The organism is Variovorax sp. P4_D9, from assembly GCF_056401695.1.
This window is the reverse complement of record NZ_JBFUIU010000822.1, coordinates 1-3,847: the sequence shown is the minus strand read 5'-3', so window position 1 is coordinate 3,847 and position 3,847 is coordinate 1. Positions and strand designations below refer to the sequence as shown.

Below are 3,847 nucleotides of genomic sequence, written 5' to 3'. Positions count from 1 at the left end.
GCTGTGATAGGCACCGATCACCGCGGCTTCCTTCACCTGCGGGTGGCTGACAGCGAGGTTCTCGATCTCGATCGAAGAGATCCATTCGCCTCCCGACTTGATGACGTCCTTCGAGCGGTCGGTGATCTGCACGTAGCCCTCGGCATCGATCAATGCTACGTCGCCGGTGGAGAACCAGCCGTCGTCGTCGAGCGCGGCACCGGCTTCCTGGCCGTAGTAGGCCGACGCCACCCAGGGGCCGCGCACCTTGAGCTCGCCCGCCGTGCGGTCGTCCGGGCCGAGTCGCTGGCCTTCGGGGCCGAAGACGGCGACCTCGACGCCGAAGATGGCGCGACCCTGCCGCGCTTGCACCCCGAACCGGTCTTCGAGCGGGATGCCGTCGTGGCGCGGCAGCAGGTTGCMGATCGTCGCCAGCGGGCTGGTCTCGGTCATGCCCCAGGCCTGGATGACGTAGGCGCCCAGCAGGGACTCGAACTTTTCAATCAGAGCGCGCGGCGCGGCCGAGCCACCGACCACCACCCGTTGCAGGCGCAGGCCTGGGCGCTGCACCTCGGGCAAACCTTCGAAATGCTGAAAGAAGCCCAGCCATACCGTGGGCACGCCCAGCGACAGCGTGCAGCCTTCATCCTTCATTAGCTCAAACAGCCGCCCGCCGGCGAGGTTGGGCCCGGGCAGCACCAGCTTGGCGCCGCACATGGCCGACGCGTAAGGGATGCCCCAGGCATTGACGTGGAACATGGGTACCGCGAGCAGCACGCTGTCGCGCGCGCACAGGCCCAGTCCGTCGGTCGCGCAAGCCGCGAAAGAATGCAGCACCGTGGAGCGATGGCTGTACAGCACGCCCTTGGGATCGCCGGTGGTGCCCGAGGTATAGCAAAGGGAGGAGGCCGTGTCCTCCGGCAGTGCGGGCCATGCGTAGTCGCCGGGCTCGTCGGCGACGAGGTCCTCATAGCAGATCAGTTCGCCGTGCGGCAAGGCGATCGCGGGCAACTCGTGGCGATCGCACAGTGCGACGAAGTGCTTCACAGTGCCAAGCGATGGCGCGAGTTCGGCGACCAGGGAGGCGAAGCCGAGGTCGAAGAACAGGTAGTCGTCCTCGGCGTGGTTGACGATATAGCGGATCTGGTCCGGAAAGAGCCGCGGGTTGACCGTGTGCAGCACTGCGCCCATGCCGGAGACGCCGTAGTAGAGCTCGAGGTGGCGATGCGTGTTCCAGGCCAGCGTGCCGACGCGCGAGCCAGCCTCGAGGCCGCGACGCGTCAGTCCCGCCGCCAGCCTCCGCGACCTGTCGCCAACGCTGCGCCAATTGGTGCGCAGGCAGCGGTTGGCATCCGCGTGCGAGACGATTTCCACTTCCGCGTGGTGCGTCGCCGCATGCTCGATCAGGCTCGAGATGAGCAGCGGTTTCGACTGCATCAGGCCCAGCATTGCTTGTCCTTCGTCCTTGAATGATCTGCCGAGGGATGTTTTTTACATGCCGGCCGGTAAGTAAACTGATGCTATCAGCCTGACAGGGCAAAGGCCTCAGTGAAAACCCGGTGCGATCGATGCGCCTTGGAGGGGGCAGGCCTCGTGGCAAGCGTTCGAGGAAACCAAAGTCGAGCTGCACCGCGGCGGGGCGAGGGCGCGCGCGGGGACCTCCGAAAAGACACCCGATTCCGGYTACGCGAAGACGCTGTTCGAGCGCCATGGCATGAAGGCGCCACCGGCCGGCGCGCTGGTCAATTCGACGCTCGGCCTGCTGTCGGTGGTTGCCAGCAGCGACTGCGTCGGCCTGCTTCCGTACCAGATCGCGGTGCATCCCTTTGCCGCCCAGCACCTCGACGTCGTGCCGGTGGTCGAAGGGCCGTTGCAGCTCACGCGGGGCGCGCTGGCGCGCGCAGACGCGGCGTTGAAGCCCAGCGTGCGCCATTTCCTGGCGCATCTGCACCGCGCTGCGCACCACCTCAGCAGCCTGAACCCACCGGCGCCATGATCGGCTGATGGTCGGCTGCACGTCGGTTTCGATCAAACGGCAGCGCAATCCGGGTCTACCTCCAGCATGCCGATGTCCTTCAGCGCCACGGGCGCGCCGATGTCCGCTAATCCATGTCAGCTACGGAATCTGTGACTTCGTTGCCTTGGCCGCAATCAACTGAACCAACAAGTCATCACGCTGACGGAGCAGCTCCGGAAAATCGTGCCCCTGCAGTTCGGCATCCACGCCCTGAGCGATCTGCTGAATGTAGTCGTCCGTCTCCGGATACTTGCCGAGGTCACGGGCCCATTCGCGCTGGGAGGCGCCCAGATGCTGCAGCAGGTGAGTGATGCCGCCGGCCCCACCGGAGGCATGCAGATTGATGAATGGTCCGAGCAGCGCCCATCGCAGACCCGGACCGTATGAGATTGCGATGTCGATGTCCTCTACCGAGGCGACTCCTCTCTGCACCAACGAGATGGCTTCCTGCCAGAGCGCCACTTGCAGGCGGTTCGCGATATGGCCCTTGACTTCCTTGTTGATGCGGATGGCCTTTTTGCCCGTCGACGCATAGAACGCCATCGCTTTGGTCACGTTCTCGACGGACGTCAGCAAGCCGCCTCCGACCTCTACCAGTGGAATGAGGTGGGGCGGATTGAAGGGGTGACCGAGCACAATGCGCTCCGGATGTCTGGCACCCGCCTGCATCTCGCTGACGGACAGGCCGGACGAAGACGAAGCGATGATGACGTCGGCATTCGCGGCCGATTCGATGGATTCGATCAAGGCATGCTTGACGTCCAGGCTTTCGGGGCTGCTTTCCTGGATGAAGGCGGCGTCCCGCACGGCTTGCGCCACGTCCGTCGTGAGGACAGCTTGTCCCTCGACGCGCCGTCGGCCAGGCCGAGCGCTTCGACGGTTGGCCAGTACTGGTCGACCCACTCGCGCAGGCGCGCCTCGGCGCCAGGGGCCGGATCCGTTGCGGTGACTTCGAAGCCCTGGGCCAGGAAGTGCGTGGCCCAGCCTGCACCGATGACGCCAGTACCGACGACGGCAACCTTGATATTCGCTTTTCCCATGATCTCCAATCCAGATGTGGCGCCAGGTGGCGACAAGCAATTCAGCGCAGCGGACGCAGGCCGATGATTTCGCGCGCTTCAGTCGGCGTGGCCGGTTCGTAGCCCATCTCGCGAACCAGCCGAACGAGCCGCTCGACGAGTTGCACGTTGGTGGCCAGCACGCCGTGCTCGTAGTACAGGTTGTCTTCGAGTCCGACGCGAACATGGCCACCCAGCAGCAGCGAGTTCATCGCCGCCGGCAGTTGCGCGGCGCCGATCGCACTGACGTTGAACACCGTCTTCGCCGGCRGGTGGTCGACCATCGTCTGCAGCAGTTTCGGCGTGTAGGGCAGGGCGCCCTGGAAGGCATTGGCACCGATGACGATGTTGATGAAGTGGGGCGCGTCGTCGAGGCCTTCGTTGATCGAGCGCTGAACGTCCTGGACGATGTCCGCCAGGCCGAACACCTCCCACTCGGGCTTKATGCCGCGCGCCCTCATCATTTCGGCAATCTGGCGGATCCACGTGGGCGGCGTCGCCACCAGGATCTCCTTGCCGCCGAAGCTCGCGATGACCGTCTGTGCATCGAGGGTGCACATTTCAACGCCTTCGCCTTGCATGCCTTTCAGGCGCTCCTCCCACTGGATTTCCCACAGGCCGTTGGGCAAGGGGCGAACCATGTCCCCGTTGATGCCGCCACCCGTGGAGTTGTTCAGGATGATGTCGCACTTGTCGCGAATCAACCGGTTGATTCGGGTGTAGATTGTCGGCTCGCAGGTCGCTTCATCGTCTGGCCGGCGTGCATGGATGGCCACCAGACTGGCACCGGCGT

Annotated in this window: 3 protein-coding genes and 1 pseudogene; 1 reads left to right on the top strand and 3 read right to left on the bottom strand. The window is 64.8% G+C overall.

Going from position 1 to position 3,847, the window contains the following annotated elements; all coding sequences use genetic code 11:
- A partial coding sequence (locus tag AC1DY5_RS46025) for an AMP-binding protein (protein WP_478121061.1) occupies positions 1 to 1,428 on the bottom strand: 1,428 nt, incomplete at its 3' end.
- Between the two features lie 115 nt (positions 1,429 to 1,543).
- Here AC1DY5_RS46025 and AC1DY5_RS46020 point away from each other — a divergent pair.
- Positions 1,544 to 1,975: a LysR substrate-binding domain-containing protein gene (locus AC1DY5_RS46020; RefSeq protein ID WP_478121062.1), complete on the top strand. Its 432-nt coding sequence runs from the start codon at positions 1,544 to 1,546 to the stop codon at positions 1,973 to 1,975.
- A 120-nt stretch (positions 1,976 to 2,095) separates the two neighbouring features.
- Here the strand turns inward: AC1DY5_RS46020 and AC1DY5_RS46015 are convergent.
- Positions 2,096 to 3,036 (bottom strand): annotated as a pseudogene (locus AC1DY5_RS46015) (3-hydroxyacyl-CoA dehydrogenase NAD-binding domain-containing protein).
- A gap of 41 nt (positions 3,037 to 3,077) precedes the next feature.
- On the bottom strand, positions 3,078 to 3,847 hold a 770-nt coding region (locus AC1DY5_RS46010), incomplete at its 5' end, for a beta-keto acid cleavage family enzyme (RefSeq protein WP_478121060.1).